We start from the raw sequence: 15,689 nt of genomic DNA on the forward strand, positions 1-15,689 counted from the left end.
TTTTAGATTGGTGAATTTACAATATATACCGCAAAAATGCAACACTCCAACCCTATTTAAAATTTATTTTCTGTGAAAGCAATCTTCTGAAATATTAAGAATATTACTATTATTGAATAAGTAATTACATTAGAAGGCATTGCTTCCAAATCACGATTAGTTACCGTAAGAACATTGTCTGTCAGCAAAGCTAAGTTGTATACACCTGTAATAAAAACAACTGTTAACAGTACTTCCTTCAATGTCAGTATTAGGTTTTTCTTTCGCGAAAATCTATATAGTAAAATAAAAGTATATATTATGCCTAAACAGACATATACGGCTCCTGTTGTCTTTACTAAATTTTGTGCAAAACTTGTCTTGAACTCAGTAGTACAAGATATAGCAAATGTAATAAGAATAATTGCTATGCCACTTAGAACTTTAAAAAATTTGGCATTACTCATTCCAAAATTGTACATGTTATACCCTACTTAAATTCGTCTGCATCTTTCTTTTTACGATTAAAATACTTAAAGTGTCTCGATAAATCCAAGTCAATTCCCAAATTATCAATATAGAATAAACTGAATAGCAACAACACACCTAAAGCAACACCCAATACAATCGAGCGTAAACTATAACCAAATCCATACTTATCTCTCTCAGCAACAAATTCATATTGTTCAGAGATTGGAACTTTCGCACTTGAAGCCAAGCATTCTTTAAAAAAGTAACTTGGTGTCAAACTTATGGAATTGAACTGGAAATGATGATCAGGATTAAACAATCCAGTCTTGATTTTTTCATTATTTTCTTGAATAAGCCTATATCTAGCAGGCGCGTTGTTCTTATTAAATAACCATGCATACCCCGTTAACAACAATGCTTCGTTAAGGTTAACACCATCACTTAGCAGCTCACCATGTACACAGCCATTATTTGGATTATTATTCGTGACTACATTAACAGTTCTGCCTAAAAAAATACGTTCATAGACCAAACGTGATTGGCTATAGAGATTTTGATTTGGATATGGCGTGACAATCGAATTCAATTTAACAAGGATGTCTTGACCATTGGTGTTAACGATTACACTTCCACCATCTCTTACAGCAACTACATTACCCTTAAAATCAGCATGAGCTTGTGCGATGCATAAAAATGTTAATGGTATAAGAGTTAGATTTATTTTCATAAAAAAAGCCAAAAAAATAATATTTATTTTATATTAAATTTAAAGTTAAAAAAATGTTTTTTATTTTAATAATAAACATTAAGAAAATGTAATAAAAAAGGGCTTTTTTAGCCCTTAAAGTTACAATTATTTGCGACTTCTTAAATGGTCCAAAAGTTTCTTTGCATATTCCTCTGGTGTATTGTTTTTTATGACTTCCTGAACTGTAAGAAATTTTTCAGGGTTTTCAGGATCGACTTGATTTGCCAATGAATCAAACAAATACCAAATTAGTGGCGTTGCCAGTTTATGCTTTTGCCAATAGACCAAGCTTGTAGCCTGTGGTTTATTTGTATTTGAGAAGTTTAATGCAATTGCTTTACGCGAAGTCCTATGACGAGTGTGAGTCTCTGGTTGATCTTCATTTATTAAGCCTTCAAGATTTAGAGTTAAAGTCATTCTACTACCTACTTTTTCAAAGCTAATTTTTGATAATTTGCTTTCGCAGTTACCGGATCAACACCTAACACTTTTGCCGAATCTTTGTATCCTCTTTGATCCAAGTATTTATTCTTGGCTAAAAGCTCTAACATCTCCGATGCATCAGTGTTTTCAAACAAATACAACAATGCATCCCCAATAAAATCTCGCCATGTAGGGTCCTTAGCTTCTTTAGCTTTTTCAAATATATCATTTCGAAGCGCATTTATTGGTTTTGTCAAATCTTGAGATATATGTCCACTCCAATTAGCTTTGAACTCTGGGTCGCCAACTGGACCTTGGTGATTTTGCTTAGTCATTATACCTACGCCATAAACAAGATTTTTTTAATGGTAAAACATATACCGCATTTAAGCAATACTTTTTTATTTTTTTAACAATAAAATAAGTGTTTAAATCGACATTGAAAGAAATAAATTTTCAAAATAAAATATTGAGCTAATGTTTTATTATTTGGATCAATTAATGAAAAAAAATCAGGGAAATATAATTATTCTTTTCGTTTTAATTTTGCTAATTATTATTATTTTTTCCTTTCTTTCTCTTAAAGCAAAAATTGAACATGCATGGACCCCACCTACCAATCGTGATAACCACTCTTTGCCACCTAAAAGAAACGAACAGCAAACTTCAACTCCTTCATTAACGGAGACTGAGTTAAGTACTTCCTCTACGGAATCAAAACAAGAATCTCAATTCTATGAGTATTATAATGATTTAAGTGTTATTCAAGACAATGAAATTACGAATCCTTTTTTAAGTAAGTTTAATGAGCAGAACCAAGCAAGTAATTTGAAAGAACATGCCCAAATAAATTCTAACGAAGCCGTTAAAACCAAGGTATCTATCTCAAATATCTTAAAGAAAGCCCCGAATGGGTTTGATTTCCCGAATAAAACTGGACTACTTACTGGTTATCCAACATTAAACAGTAAAGGAAAATTAAATATTTCAATAAGTAATAAACTTGGACATTCAAATTTAGCTGTGTTTCTTTACCTAATAAAGCCATTTAATGACCAAAGTAAGATAGACCTTAATGAACTTTTAACAGGCATATATTTAAAAGCCGGTGATGAATTCTCATTTGCAAAAGTGCAATCGGGTTACTATCGAATCGTATGGGTAAACCTAGCTAATAAAAAAACTTATCGTTCAAAAGAATTCGTTGTTTTTCAAGACAATAAGTATGCCTATGATAGAGTTTTTACATTTTATCCAAATAACACATCAATAAAGAACAAAGCTACTGAAATTTCCATATATTCACTTTATAAATAAAGCATGAATCATTTTAGACTCGTGCTTTAAAATTAGTATAAACAGCATATAGTACAATGCAAAGTGTTGAACAAAGTCCAATTACTGCTCCTAAATACACCGTTTTACTTACGTCTATCTGTAAGCCCATAGCGGCGACACCTAAGGCAATAATAAAACTTAGTAAACCACCACCTCCAAATCCCAAGAAAAATAATGCAAAAGCTCCAATCAACTTCATAGTAAAATCATCATTAATAATACTCATTTGAACTCCCTAAATTGATTAGTTTTATAACATTTACACCGATTTAAATTTTATCTTTAAAGCACAACATCGATAATACAATATCAAATATACCGCATATATGGAATACTTTATTTATTAGTCATACCCATTTTCGCTCTATATATATAGATGTTATAAAGTGCTGAAAGATATAATAAAGCTGCTAGAACGCTGTACAAAACCACCTTTTGATCAATTTTTTCAGCTACAGCTTTAAGCTCCGGCAGTTCATCCTTGCTGTTAGATAGGTTATATATTTTATATAATACATTCGCGTCCGTTTGACCAATATTACTATCATTTTGTTTGATGACGCTATCAAGCTGAGTGGTATCAGCTTTTAATAACATTTCATTGTCACGGTTTGGAATTTGTTTGAATTGATCAGCAGAAATTTGAACATTGAGATAAGCTTTTTCAAGGGGATTAATCTTTTCAGCAGCAACAATTCCATAGGCTTCTACGTATTTGTTAGAATAAACCATACTCCCTACTTTAAAACTTGTTAAGAAACGATTCTCAAATTTCTCAATAACCGGATTGATTGTTGAAACCCACCCATAGAACCCCAAACCTGCTATAAGTACCAAGATCAACCATTTTTTACTCTGGTCATTCATGTATGAACTCATCATAACTAATTGGAACATGATAAAAAATACAATAATTCCAACAAGAAGTATGGAACTTAAGACACCACTAAAATCTAAAAAATAAGTAAAAAAGATATTTGAATTTGATCCCAAAACATCATCAAAGGGAAGAATCACAAAGGGAGACAATGGAGCTAACCCAAAGAGTTTCAACATTACAAAAGTACCGGATGCGATTAGTAAAGTCGCAATTTTCAGATTATCGTAAGATAAACTCGAAAGCAGAATTTTTATGGTGTTGTTCATAACAATTAATCATAATATTAGATTATCATTATGATATTATAAATAATAAGTTTTAAAAACATACTTTTATCAAATTAACAATAATTTGATAAAATGTTAAATGCATTTAATGTTCATTGTGATGATAAGCAACCATGGCTAAGCTTGAAATATTAATCCTCAACTATCTTGCCGTCTTTTTTTTAACAATTGCTATAAGTATCTTTATCTCTAAACCAGAAAAAATACTGAAAGCATTTTCATTTTGGACGTTAATTGCTCAGTCTATCTTAGCACTACTTCTCTATAAAGTGATCCAAATTTATGATCAATTTCAAATAATTTACCTTGTTGATGTTGTTGTTTTTGCTATATATTTATTTACCAGAATTCCTAAGAGAACAGATAAAAAGAGCAAATTTGATCATCTTGCAGATTCCCTATCTAAACTACATAAGCTCGCTGAGGATGACTTCACAACTTATATTACAACTTTGTTTAAAGCCTATGGATTCCAGTCGGTGAGGCAAGTTAAAGTCGAAACCGATGATAGTGAAAACCCATTAGACCAATATCTTCTTGCAAGGCATGAGGCAAGCTTAGTAGAGATTCGGGTTTTAAGCCAAATTAAAAATCTAACCGAAGAACATATCAATACAATTGCTAGCAGCTTTCGTGAAAGTACGTCCCAAGCAACAATTAGGTTGTTAGTAACTTGTGGTTGCACTAATGAAAATACAGAGATTCATATCAGAAATAGCGGTGTGGACTTAAAGGTCTTTGATTTAAATGCTATTACTGACCTTGTTTATGTTCTTGCACCAGATCATCAACCAAAAGCTAATTTTCTTACTCACACTTTCATTAGAAGCATTGACTATATGTTGGAGGGCTTAACCTCTCTTAGAAACAAACTCGAAATTGATGACTCTTTTATTAACAAAACAAATGACTTAAAAACCTCAAAAAATTCTATCAACAATATTTTAAATACGGCTAATGATACATGTAGCACTATTGAATTATTTGAAGAAAACTTATCTGAGCCTTTAGTAGAAACTGAAACTATAAAAGTTGAAAAAAACCGAAAGCGGAAAAAGAAACGAGCTGAAACACCCAATAACGAAAATCAAGGAAGCTTAGTTTTCGCTGAGACGAATGAAAAGGGTAATAATGATGTATTGAATGAAGGTACACCATCTAGTTTATTAGAAAAGTTAGGGACCAACGACCCTAAACAATTTAATGAAGAAGTTACTAGCCCTATAATAAGTAATCAGGAAAATTCTCCGGTTCCTATTAACGAACCAATTATAGAATTGATTGTAGATTCAGATAATAAGACTTCCAATATAGCAATGAATGATGTCGGTCTTAATATTTCTGGTGATACTCTTGGTGTAGACTCTGAGGAGCCGGCGACTAATGAAGATAATTTTGCCGTAGGCTATGAGGAGATTCAAGATAACGAAGATATTCTTATTGAGGAAGCCATTGATCCCCTGTCAAATTTTGATGCGCTAACTCTGAATACTGTTTCTGAACCTGTGATTGATTTTGATAGTGATTTTCCAACTAGCTTAGAAGATTTTCCGGAAAATGATAAGTCGGAAGAACAAATACTCGAAAATTTTGATCTGCAAACAGCTTCTGGTCAAAGTATTGATATTCAAATTGATCTTAGCGATCTAGGGGGTGCTATTCCTAGCCCTCCCAACTCCAATAAAATGAAAAAAGAATAATAATTAGTTGTTATTCTTTTTATTATTTTTTTCGATTAAGTCTTTAGCTAATAAGTGCTTTCGTTGTTGGTCTGCAAAGTTGTCACGTAAAAAATTAAAAAAACCCGAGCAAAAAACCACACATAGCATGATAAAACCACTTAATGAACTTAAATGTTTTGTATTGAAGGATAATATAATTATAAATACCAAACTGGTACAGATGAATGCAAAATACATCCCATACAGTCGCGAATAGTAAAAACCTAAGTCAGAAACTTCTACTGAAAAAAAAGATTTAATGTGAAGATGCATAATGCCTACCACACCTATTCCCAACAACCAACCCAACCAAGTCGTAAGCTTCAAAGAATCTGATAAAATTAGGATGCTTGCGAAGCATATTGAAAAAATTAAGGATAAAAGTAATGATATGAACTTTAAGTCCCTAGTTCTTAAAAGGAAATTTTTCACAATCAGCCCCCAATAAAACATTATCTGAATAATAACATTATAAATATCTATTTGTATAAATGTTATTAAAATAATATAATTATTTAGCCAATGTTTTGGTGAACTCCGTTTGTTGTCGTAGTCACAACCCCTTTCTATAAAGGATGGAGTAAAAAGGGCTGTATTATCGATGCAGCCCTTTTTTTGTCTTTATATTTATAAAATATTAATTTAATATTTATTATTAAAAATCTAATCAAAGGCAACCCAATGTCTAAACCATTAAATCCTTACGAAGTTTTACAAATTGAAGACTTCTCGACCGTTGAAGAAGTCGAGAAGGCTTTTGCAATTAGAGTGCGTGAGTTTGATGGGATTGAGAAATTCTCAAAAAAACAAGCCGAACTATATTCGAGTATTCATAGTGCCTATGACGTTTTGACCAATCAGAACACTAAAAATATGGTGGATGAGGACCTTCGGTTAAAGAATACAAAAAACCAAAATATTCGTGTAGCAGAGAATCTATCCCCTCATGACGAAGCTAATATTGAAGCAATAAATGAAGAAAGAGAACTAAGCCGAAAAAAAACAATTGGAATCAAAGGAAAAGGTACTAACTCTGCACCTAAGTTTATCTTTTACAGCCTCTTTGCTTGCTTAATTGCATTTTATTTTTTAAATTTTTCAAAAAGTAAAGATACCACCAATAACCAAGAGCAAACGACTCAAGCTGAAAAAAAACCAACAGAAGAACAACCTAAGTCTCCTCCTCAACAAATCAACCTCATTGCTAAAGCAACGGAGATTAGAAATAATGTGCTATACCCTGATCCAAACTTATTCAAGAAAGCAAATTTAATTCATGCCCCTGATGGCAGTGTGTTTCCAATCGAAGCCGGACTAATACCCACCCTTCCCCAAACTACTGATGGTCAAGGATCGATAGTTATACAGAATCCGCATCCTACTGCTGTATTTGGAAAACTTATCGTTCAATTTACTGAGTCAACAGAACCAATGGTTATTCGGTATTTTTATATACCGGCTAAGCAAACACTGGAATTATTTAAAACGCCGTCAGGTCGTTTTCAGATTCAAATACTCACACTAGACAAACCCGTTGCCTACGTTTCACCTGTATTCACGATTCCTCTTTATAATGAATCTAGGGTTGTCCAAAAAGCTGATTGGGCATTCCCTCATAGTCCTGATTCTGTTTTCTAAAATGTGAAAGTATTTTGTATGTTCTCAGCCGCAGGTCCACCCAAAGCTGAGAATTTACCTGAGTAATAAAGATCATAAAGTTTGTTAATAAGTACACTATTTGTTTTAATGAATACTAATTCTTTCTTTGTGGAACAATCGCAAATACTTATTCCAGAACTATTGTCAATATACGAATCAACACATAAGACTTTCACTCCGGCTGTATTTAAAAAATTTTCTACTCCTTTTGCCTTACATTTTAAGCTGCTTAGCATAGGTTCTGCCTCTAATGCTAAGCGAATATAATAGAGTAATAAATCATTGTTTTTTTCCTTAATTTTTAATCTTTGATCTTTACTATATAGTAAGTAATCATCTGGAAATATATCTTTTCTTCTATTTGACATTTCACATCCACCACCCAAAACGCATAAAAATATAGAGCACCAACCATATCAATGCTACACATGCTACCCAAAAAATATTTAAATACTTTAATTTTCTTTCTTTTAAATAAAATACTTTGCTGTTAACCTCATTTTTATTACAGGTTAAAGAGATGTCACACAAAGATTTATTATCACAAATAAATGTATTTGCAGAAAAAACAGCAGAAAAAAAACCACATATAACTAAGGTAGAATATGATTCCTTAGTTATCGGTACCAAATCAAATTTTCTTAGTGTTATCCATGCAATTGCAATTGTAAAAAGCAAATAACCAAACAATGCACCAAAATCCATCCTATACCTATATGATGGTGAATTAGCAAAAAATGAAGCAATCAAAATATAAAGCTGATTACTAAAATAAGAAATATTTATAATATAGAGAACAAAGAAAAAGAAACCCAATTTACCGAAGTTAAATAGGCTTGCTATACCATAAGTGATCAAAAGAATCAAAATGGCAATACTATTGAATGCTAGAGAATAAGTAACACCTGCAATAAAGCTTTGATGCTTATCTTCAAAAAAAAATATTTTCATATTTCACTTCTCAAAAATATATTTATATTAAGACTCAAAAAAGATCGAATAAAGCAACAAACACCTTTTAATCATTTTATTAAAAACCATGATAATTCAAATAAAGTAAAAACAATCCTAATAAACAAACGTAAAAGATATACCAAATCCATTCAAATTTTTTTAGTTCTTTTTTTTCTATAAAGAATTTTTTTTCACTTTCTTTTACCTTCTCTGTGGTAAATTCAATTCCAGACACAGTTTTATTTTTCATAATAATAGTACAAATTATTAAATAAGTTGCACATGAAACTTTAATAAGTCTTGAATAGTTCTCTTTAGAAATTTCAAATAAGTTAAATTTATCTATTGATATATATGCGATTATTATTGTTATTAAAAAACTGCCTAGCAAAACTCCTATATCTTTTTTATATCTATAAGAAGATGCCTTTGCAAAATATGTAGCTGTCAAAAAATATAATTGTTTGCTAAATAAGTTTAAATTTAAAGCATAAATAGTAAAAAAAATTAGACCCAATGTACCAATTTTAAAGAAATAGAATAAACCGTACACAAATAGCAAACCGATTAAAAACAATACGTTTACAACAAAAGAATGAACTACCCCTGAGAGAAAACTATCATTTCTATCGTCAAACAAAAATATATTCACTATAACTACCTATTTTAACTCTAAATTAAGATAATGATCAAAAAACACTTCATGTTTTTTAAAATCTTCTCGCTTATGACAATCCAAAAAAAACAACATCTTTTCTTTATCAAGAATATTTCCATCTAAAGCTTTCAAACAATGTAGTAAAACATTTTGATAAAAAAGTGACATTCTGAACGGGTTTTTAAAACCTTGAATCAAAGCTCCAATTATATTTTCTCTACATGCTAGGATAGGAATAAGTAATGAAAGCTCTGTATGGTTAAATTCAAATATCTGATCATCTTTTCCTTTAACAGTAAAAACCTCATTATCATTAACAATATATAAAATACCAAATTGACTAAACCTCCAATCTGAATCAACCTTTTTCTCAGTAGCCATTATGGTAAGTGAGGTACATAACACCCCCATATTAATTGAAAATTCAGCATCCAGTACCCGCGCAACATCTTGTCTAAGACCAAGGCTTATCAGACACTCATGTAGGTCAGTTGCAAAACCTTGTAAGCTTACCAAGTCGGATATTTGTGGTTCGAATTGAGATATATGAAACTTTCCACTAATCATTTTTTAAATGATCCCTGCAATTTTACAAACCTTTCAGATCGCTTCCAATTGCTTTCAACACTAGATGCTTTGGGATTGTCCATTTGTTTCGCTTTATCCAACCACTCCTTTGCAAGAGCCATATCTTTTGCATAACCATAATTTCCATAGAAATATGCATTAGCCTTTAGAAGCATTGCATCACTGTCATCTTTATCAATTGCTTGGTCCAACCATTCTCTTGCCTTTACATTGTCTTTTAAAACGCCCTTCGTTCCAGTTGCATACATATCTACAACTTTAGCGAATGCAGGCAAATATCCATTATCAGCAGACTTAAGATAAAGTTGCCCTGCTTTTTGGTTATCTATGCTTTCTCCCATTCCGGCTTCATAAATAACGCCAAGGTTGTAATCGCCCATTGCACTTCCGTTTGCAGAGGCTTGTTCTAGCCATTTTTTTGCTCGCTTCAAATCTTTTGGTACCAACTCTCCCTTTAAATAAAGCATACCTATGTTGTTTTGTGCGTCTGGTAAATTCTTATTGGCTGCATTTGTCATTAATTGCACGCCTTTTTTATAATCTTTTTCTACATACATACCTGTTAAATATAAATATGCTAATGAATATTCTGCTTCTGGGTAGCCCAATGCAGCAGATTTCTTTAGGTATTCAATTGACTTATTATTATCTTCTTTTACATAAAATCCATTTTGATATAACAAGCTTAGGACGTACATTGCTTTTGCATTGCCTTTCTCTGCAACACGCTGAAACAATTGAACTGTTTTAATGGAATTTTCTGTGTCATCAGATTCTACTTCCATACCGTCTTGCAGAAGATATAACAGCGAGAGTCTATCGATAGCTAGATCATCGTTAAGATCAGCAGCTTTTAAATAATTTTCCTCAGCTTTTTTTACATCATGAGTAACACCTTTCCCCATCGCGTACATATCACCCAACGCTACAAAAGCCGGAGAATATTTTTTGTCTGCGGACTTTTGATAGAAGTTTAAAGCTTGTTTGTTCTCCTTCCCTTTGAAACCAATAAAGGACAGGTTTCCAAGATTAAAATTTGCTATTTCATCTCCCTCAAGAGCGGATTTTTCAAAGAAGTTTTTTGCTTTATCGTAGTCACCTTTACCCAAAAAAATAACACCTAGCGCATTCATCGCATCCACTGATCCACGATCAATGGCTTTTTGATAATACTGCTCAGCTTTTGTAAGATCGACTTCAACTCCTTTACCTTCTTCATACTTAACGCCGAGTTTATAGAAGTATTCTGCTGATCCATTATCGACAAGTATTTCTTCTTCGGGTCCCTTAACGTCATCTACTTGAACTTGATCGAAATTTTCAACAACAGTCGGAGCTGCATCCTCCATCGAACTATTGTACAAATTTGGAGTGGTACAACTTGAAAACATTAGAGAGGAAAGAACTATTGATAAATACTTTTTCATAAAACCACTTAATAAAGAATATTAATTTAATATTTATTATAATACATAAATTTTATTATAATGTTTTAATAAACTATATTTACAAAATTAGGATCGTGGTATGTGCTTTAAAAATCTCTTTTTCTTAATTTTTGCAGCAACACTAACTATTTCCGCTTATGCCGCACCTATAAATTTCGATAAAGAAGTAACGGTGCTTTATGCCCCTACTATTACAATCACTCCAGATCAGGATTCAAGTAAATTTCCTCATTCTCTGCTTGTGAAATTGCTCATAACCAATGAGGGATATGTTGAAAAAGTCTATTTTGCTAATGGTATCAATCCTTTGGTAAAAAAAAGAATAGAAAATGAAATGCGTTATGCGAGGTTTTCACCATACTTAAAGCAAGGGATTGCAGTTAAAAGCATAGTTCCCTATGTCGTAAATTTTTATTTTTTAACAGAAGAAGAATATGGCGGGCATTAAAAAACCCATTATGAAAATGGGCTTCGATCAATTTAATGATCCATCAACTTTGGTTGAAGTAAGGTCAAACCTTTACGGCTAATCTACTGCATCCGCTATAGATTATTAAACATTAAAAAATATTTGTCAATCAACTCTCATCAAAACCTTTCATCGATTTTCTGACTTTATCTAATAAATAGGACGAAGGATTATATTTCTCTAAAAGATAATCATCTGTTCGCCCTAAATACATTTCAATAAGTAAGACTTTCTCCAATACCATTAGGCTGTGATTTTTCTCATATACCTTTGTAAAAAAGGGCAATAGTCTTCTAAACTCTGCTTTTATTTCTCTAAATTTTGGTGTTAAGTAGAATATTTCATCCCGATAATCTTCAAGTATTTTTTTAACTTCATTCCGTTCTAAATCGAATTTTTTTGCAACCAGATCATAACTTTTTACTTCATCGTAGTACGCTAGAACGACAGCCTTTTCAGCCAACTCTTTTGCATAATCTTTAATTTTTAAATCATTTTCATAACGCTCTATCCAATACCTAACTGTATGAAGATTAATGTTATATTTTTTACTGACGAAGCTTTTGTTCTTGGTTCTAAGATAACTTTTTACCACTTCATCAATAAATTCATCTGAATATCGCATGAGTTATCAAATTAATATAAAATAATAGACAATATACCACATTATTGCAGTACATCTATGAAGAATAAAATTGGTTTTTTGCTATTTGCCTTTTCTACTCTACCGCTTCTAAGTTTTGCTCAAGCACAAGTCGATGCAAACTTAATTCCTGTAGTATCATCTCAAACATCCGGATATGATACTTTCAACGCTTACGTGCTGAAAAATTCCATTAAACGAAAAGGGAATAAAAGCACCTTTAGTTTACTATTAACGGGCGTGTCTACATCAGAAACTACTCAAAACTTCGACCCCACTCCCGTATCTTCTGATAACAAAATTGACGAATATGATTTGGATGATGGAAGAATAGTATTGAATGTTGAAATGAATTGCGCAGCAAAAAAAACAGTTGTTAAAAAAATTCTAAGCATTGACAATGAGACGGGGAAATTCAAAGAACAAATTAATGAAAGTACTGACCAAGACTTCGATATGAATACAGCCTTACACCCTATTGTTTGTCAATAACTATCGGACCGCCGATTTATAGTTCTGAAATGTAATTGTTGGACCAAATTTCTTTTTTATATCGATTCTTTCGATTTTATGGACCTTCCATTTCTATAATTTACAACTTACCCCCTTTTGCTTTTTTACTATTATTTTTGTCGTTAGCTAAAACTTTTAGTGACATTCCTAAGATTTTGGAATGCCACTAGGGAGCTAAAATTATTGATATGTTGGTGATATATTCTTCATATAACCTCTTGCTATATCTTTAATATCAGGACTTGACGCATTTTCAAAAATTTTTCGGATATTACTTGCCAAGCTCAGGTCCCCACGCATGATGTCATAATCAGTCGGTGCGGCGCAGCCTTGCTCATCAAGGTTATCTTGAACATGCGATGCTGCAACAACCAATGCAGGCACACGATCAATTTTGAACATCTTGAAAGCATCAGGATGTATAAATAGTTCAGGTGGAGTTTTAATGTCCATCGTATTCATGAAAGCTTGAGTACCTGCAAATTTCAAAGGATCAGGACCAATATTTCCATTCAGAAAGACAGCTATACCAAGTTTTCCCGCATCATTTAATAATGCCTGCAATGTTTCTTTAGGCATCGATGATGAAATGAATAGGTAGGCTCTACCGGTCGTAAAATCGCTTTGTCCCCCTTGCCCATTTTGCGAACTTTTATCTTTCAAAAGAGCCTCATTATACTGTTTGGCTATTTTCTCAAGATCAATTTGTCCCACCTGATTTTTCAATTTTTTATCATTTATATAATCAGGAGTTGTTTGTGGAGGAACTTCTATTTGACCCAATTCAAGACGTTTAGCCACTGGATCAGGTAGCTTTTGTCCTTCTGCAATTTTTACGCGCTCAAGTACACTGGTGGCTTCTTTCTGTTGCTGATTTAAATCTACATTGGGTACAGGATTTTCTCGTCTCACTCGTTCTATATCAATATAACCAGTGGATTTTAAATCTTTAACATTTGTGCCAACTGCTCTGTTTTGATCTACAGGGGCAGAATGAATTTCCATAGCTGCTAATAACATTATTAGAGCCAAAAAAGATTTTTTATGTTTTTTCATGTTTAATCACCATATCCATACACTTTTTGGCAACAATCTCTCTTACGGTAAATTTGGAAAGACATATCTTCACCTTTTACTGGATAGTAACGTCCTGTACCCCAAATAAGAGTTGTGCGACCGAATGGCTGACAACATTGCTTTGATTTTTTCATTTCAACATCTGCTATACCCGCTCCATCATTTACAGCTCCGGTTTCACCACCAGTACTAGAATTTGAGCCTGCAATTGCCTGTGACATAGCTTTTGCAATAGATTTAGTCTGACTTACAGGATAAGTCATACTATATTTGTATTGACGCTTATTCATAAGCAACTGACGATAACCGCCACAAAGTCCATTGTTTCCGTAATAGCTCAAATTAATTCCAACACGATGCATCTTATTCAATAATCGCAACATGACGACACCGCTCGAGTCCATTGTAGATACTGATCCATCAATTTTACCCGTCATTGGATACATCAAACCATTACATCCTACACACCAATGAAGTGGAGCTATGCCAAAATGCGCAGTGGCAGCTACACAATCTCCAGTACAAGCTAAGACCGCAGGAAGTGTTCCGTATAAGTACCCGTCTGGTGAAAGCAAGTTTGCATACTCAGCCAACAACCAAGATGGATCAACTTCGGTTAAGTATCCGACATCAAACCCTTTTTGTTCAAAGCATTTAGAGTTATCCAACATTTGTCCAATGATATACATCACCGGATTAATGTAGTAGTGAGCTTGGAAAAATGTGCTTGTATGCTGTTGATCTTCCTCTTGCCCAACGAATCCCGCAGTATCTCCTGTGAATGAACCAGTATCAGCGAACGAAACCCCTCCAAGTGCAACCATACAATAGGGTTTGGTTGTTACATCCATCACACGCGCCGGCTCGTAGAAACTTATAGGAACACCGATATACAGATCACAAGTGCAAAGGTACTGTTTCCACCCTGTTAAATCCTTTGTCCCATCTTGACCGCCTTTGTAAAAAATGCTCGATATTCCAATAGGCATAATACAGCTCCAACACATACCTGTAATTGGATTCGTAAATTCTCCAGTACAAACAAGATTTTGTTTCGTACTTCCACTCTCCTCAGCATAGGCATTTGTGGTACCCACTAATACCAAGGCACTTATAATAAGCAAACAGGCTGAGAGAAAATTTTTCGTATAACGGCAAATTCCTTTTATGGCGTATACAATCGCCACATTAAAATTAAAGAGCGATTTCATCTACTTTCAACCTCATTTCTTGTTGCGTTACATAACTTGGCGTTTTTTGAATATCTAAACGATTAATAAATTCGCCAGTTTGATCAAACCAAAACTGAAATTTGTGCTTTACGCTTAAGTCATACCAATTACCGCTTACTAAAATGATGAATGTTTTTGGGTTTTTTTCACGTAGTTTTACAGCCCATTCAACCTGTTTTGGATCATCACCATCAATGAATGCCATAGGATGTGAGATACCCATTTGCTTAAGTGGATTAATATAATCGCCTTTTCGCGCAATATATTTCCCGTCTGGCATTTGAATATCCATTTCAAGAATAATTGAAGGATCAACTAATCGAGTTTTGTTTGACTTGGCGTGAGGTAGCTCCGTGCCTTTCGGTCGCTTAAACCCTTCCATAGTTTCTTGAATATATTTCTGTTTGAAGGTTTCCCATTCACCAGAATCAATCATGCCTTGCAACTTACCTTGGATAGCTTCAATAAAATTAATCTCTGCAACGGGATATGTATCACCGTAGGTACCAAAGTCTTTAGCAAGTACAGAGTGGCTAAAGGAAAAACTAGCACTAACACCGATAACCAATAGAATATTTCTATATCTGGGTTTAAGCATTTT

The 15,689-nt window shown here is 33.0% G+C and carries 20 protein-coding genes; 5 read left to right on the forward strand and 15 right to left on the reverse strand.

The window, feature by feature from the left end:
- Window positions 1–56: 56 nt before the first annotated feature.
- The 4 genes from IRT38_RS00475 to IRT38_RS00490 all read right to left on the reverse strand — a co-directional run bounded on the left by IRT38_RS00475 (window position 57) and on the right by IRT38_RS00490 (window position 1,956).
- The gene (locus IRT38_RS00475; RefSeq protein WP_194596728.1) at window positions 57–461 is read right to left on the reverse strand and encodes a hypothetical protein; all 405 of its coding nucleotides are present in this window, start codon (window positions 459–461) and stop codon (window positions 57–59) included.
- Between the two features lie 8 nt (window positions 462–469).
- Window positions 470–1,177 carry a thermonuclease family protein gene (locus IRT38_RS00480; RefSeq protein WP_194596729.1) on the reverse strand — a complete coding sequence of 236 codons (708 nt, stop codon included), beginning with the start codon at window positions 1,175–1,177 and terminating at the stop codon, window positions 470–472.
- Between the two features lie 126 nt (window positions 1,178–1,303).
- Window positions 1,304–1,615 (reverse strand): hypothetical protein, encoded by a 312-nt coding sequence (locus tag IRT38_RS00485; protein WP_194596730.1) that lies wholly within the window; start codon window positions 1,613–1,615, stop codon window positions 1,304–1,306.
- An 8-nt stretch (window positions 1,616–1,623) separates the two neighbouring features.
- Window positions 1,624–1,956, reverse strand: coding sequence for a hypothetical protein (locus tag IRT38_RS00490; RefSeq protein WP_194596731.1), 333 nt, complete (start codon window positions 1,954–1,956; stop codon window positions 1,624–1,626).
- Window positions 1,957–2,122: 166 nt separating this feature from the next.
- Between IRT38_RS00490 and IRT38_RS00495 the strand changes: the two genes are divergently transcribed.
- Window positions 2,123–2,938 carry a hypothetical protein gene (locus IRT38_RS00495; protein WP_194596732.1) on the forward strand — a complete coding sequence of 272 codons (816 nt, stop codon included), beginning with the start codon at window positions 2,123–2,125 and terminating at the stop codon, window positions 2,936–2,938.
- Window positions 2,939–2,951: 13 nt separating this feature from the next.
- On the opposite strand, the gene IRT38_RS00500 is transcribed toward IRT38_RS00495, so the two are convergent.
- Both IRT38_RS00500 and IRT38_RS00505 read right to left on the reverse strand, forming a co-directional pair.
- The gene (locus IRT38_RS00500) at window positions 2,952–3,185 is read right to left on the reverse strand and encodes a hypothetical protein (RefSeq protein ID WP_194596733.1); all 234 of its coding nucleotides are present in this window, start codon (window positions 3,183–3,185) and stop codon (window positions 2,952–2,954) included.
- A gap of 110 nt (window positions 3,186–3,295) precedes the next feature.
- A complete protein-coding gene (locus tag IRT38_RS00505) occupies window positions 3,296–4,105 on the reverse strand; it encodes a hypothetical protein (protein ID WP_194596734.1) in 810 nt (269 codons plus the stop codon).
- 134 nt (window positions 4,106–4,239) lie between these two features.
- Here IRT38_RS00505 and IRT38_RS00510 point away from each other — a divergent pair, with 134 nt between their 5' ends.
- Window positions 4,240–5,826 carry a hypothetical protein gene (locus tag IRT38_RS00510; protein ID WP_194596735.1) on the forward strand — a complete coding sequence of 529 codons (1,587 nt, stop codon included), beginning with the start codon at window positions 4,240–4,242 and terminating at the stop codon, window positions 5,824–5,826.
- A gap of 702 nt (window positions 5,827–6,528) precedes the next feature.
- Complete coding sequence (locus IRT38_RS00515; protein ID WP_194596736.1) at window positions 6,529–7,485, forward strand: hypothetical protein; 957 nt, start codon at window positions 6,529–6,531, stop codon at window positions 7,483–7,485.
- On the opposite strand, the gene IRT38_RS00520 is transcribed toward IRT38_RS00515, so the two are convergent.
- The 5 genes from IRT38_RS00520 to IRT38_RS00540 all read right to left on the reverse strand — a co-directional run bounded on the left by IRT38_RS00520 (window position 7,482) and on the right by IRT38_RS00540 (window position 11,133).
- Window positions 7,482–7,874, reverse strand: a complete 393-nt coding sequence (locus tag IRT38_RS00520) for a hypothetical protein (RefSeq protein ID WP_194596737.1) — start codon at window positions 7,872–7,874, stop codon at window positions 7,482–7,484. The genes IRT38_RS00515 and IRT38_RS00520 overlap by 4 nt on opposite strands.
- Before the next feature lies 1 nt (window position 7,875).
- Complete coding sequence (locus IRT38_RS00525) at window positions 7,876–8,457, reverse strand: hypothetical protein (RefSeq protein ID WP_194596738.1); 582 nt, start codon at window positions 8,455–8,457, stop codon at window positions 7,876–7,878.
- 79 nt (window positions 8,458–8,536) lie between these two features.
- Complete coding sequence (locus IRT38_RS00530; RefSeq protein WP_194596739.1) at window positions 8,537–9,112, reverse strand: hypothetical protein; 576 nt, start codon at window positions 9,110–9,112, stop codon at window positions 8,537–8,539.
- A 9-nt stretch (window positions 9,113–9,121) separates the two neighbouring features.
- Complete coding sequence (locus tag IRT38_RS00535) at window positions 9,122–9,685, reverse strand: hypothetical protein (protein WP_194596740.1); 564 nt, start codon at window positions 9,683–9,685, stop codon at window positions 9,122–9,124.
- Window positions 9,682–11,133: a tetratricopeptide repeat protein gene (locus tag IRT38_RS00540; RefSeq protein ID WP_227592123.1), complete on the reverse strand. Its 1,452-nt coding sequence runs from the start codon at window positions 11,131–11,133 to the stop codon at window positions 9,682–9,684. Before IRT38_RS00540 ends, IRT38_RS00535 begins: the two co-directional genes overlap by 4 nt.
- Window positions 11,134–11,233: 100 nt before the next feature.
- Here IRT38_RS00540 and IRT38_RS00545 point away from each other — a divergent pair, with 100 nt between their 5' ends.
- Entirely contained in the window at window positions 11,234–11,602 is a 369-nt protein-coding gene (locus IRT38_RS00545) for a hypothetical protein (RefSeq protein WP_194596741.1), read from the forward strand.
- Window positions 11,603–11,732: 130 nt separating this feature from the next.
- On the opposite strand, the gene IRT38_RS00550 is transcribed toward IRT38_RS00545, so the two are convergent.
- Window positions 11,733–12,248 (reverse strand): hypothetical protein, encoded by a 516-nt coding sequence (locus tag IRT38_RS00550; protein ID WP_194596742.1) that lies wholly within the window; start codon window positions 12,246–12,248, stop codon window positions 11,733–11,735.
- A 57-nt stretch (window positions 12,249–12,305) separates the two neighbouring features.
- Between IRT38_RS00550 and IRT38_RS00555 the strand changes: the two genes are divergently transcribed.
- A complete protein-coding gene (locus IRT38_RS00555) occupies window positions 12,306–12,758 on the forward strand; it encodes a hypothetical protein (RefSeq protein ID WP_194596743.1) in 453 nt (150 codons plus the stop codon).
- A 201-nt stretch (window positions 12,759–12,959) separates the two neighbouring features.
- Here the strand turns inward: IRT38_RS00555 and trbC are convergent, their stop codons facing one another.
- The 3 genes from trbC to traW are packed head-to-tail and all read right to left on the reverse strand — an operon-like array spanning window position 12,960 to window position 15,686.
- Window positions 12,960–13,835 (reverse strand): type-F conjugative transfer system pilin assembly protein TrbC, encoded by an 876-nt coding sequence (trbC, locus tag IRT38_RS00560; RefSeq protein ID WP_194596744.1) that lies wholly within the window; start codon window positions 13,833–13,835, stop codon window positions 12,960–12,962.
- Window positions 13,836–13,837: 2 nt separating this feature from the next.
- Window positions 13,838–15,067 carry a TraU family protein gene (locus IRT38_RS17470; protein WP_227592124.1) on the reverse strand — a complete coding sequence of 410 codons (1,230 nt, stop codon included), beginning with the start codon at window positions 15,065–15,067 and terminating at the stop codon, window positions 13,838–13,840.
- Window positions 15,051–15,686, reverse strand: coding sequence for a type-F conjugative transfer system protein TraW (gene traW, locus IRT38_RS00570; RefSeq protein ID WP_194596745.1), 636 nt, complete (start codon window positions 15,684–15,686; stop codon window positions 15,051–15,053). The genes IRT38_RS17470 and traW overlap by 17 nt, the downstream gene beginning before the upstream one ends.
- Window positions 15,687–15,689 lie beyond the last annotated feature (3 nt).

The organism is Acinetobacter sp. SK-43 (assembly GCF_015351505.1).
Lineage (GTDB): Bacteria > Pseudomonadota > Gammaproteobacteria > Pseudomonadales > Moraxellaceae > Acinetobacter > Acinetobacter junii.